The following is a 264-nucleotide window of genomic DNA, read 5'->3' as shown; positions in this document are numbered from 1 at the left end:
CAATACCCATCCTGGACCTGGTACTTGCAAGTCATGACTCCTAAGGAAGCTGAAACCTCTAAAATAAATCCTTTTGATCTTACAAAGGTTTGGCCACATTCAGAATTCCCTCTCATCCCTGTTGGAAAAATGGTGCTGGATCGTAACCCAAAGAATTACTTCGCTGAAGTAGAACAGATTGCTTTCAGTCCTGCCCATATGATCCCTGGTGTTGAACCTAGCCCTGACAAAATGTTGCAGGCTCGCCTGTTCTCTTACTCCGAC

Annotated in this window: 1 protein-coding gene; it reads left to right on the top strand. The window is 45.1% G+C overall.

Annotated elements, in window-relative coordinates; all coding sequences use genetic code 11:
• Positions 1 to 264, top strand: a 264-nt coding sequence (locus PZC42_RS21680; protein ID WP_277214256.1) for a catalase, incomplete at both ends; no start/stop codon positions are given.

The sequence above is a fragment of the Isoptericola croceus genome (assembly GCF_029382255.1).
GTDB classification, from domain to species: domain Bacteria; phylum Actinomycetota; class Actinomycetes; order Actinomycetales; family Cellulomonadaceae; genus Isoptericola; species Isoptericola croceus.
Note: the sequence above shows the minus strand (reverse complement) of the source record. Positions and strands in the feature narration are given on the sequence as shown.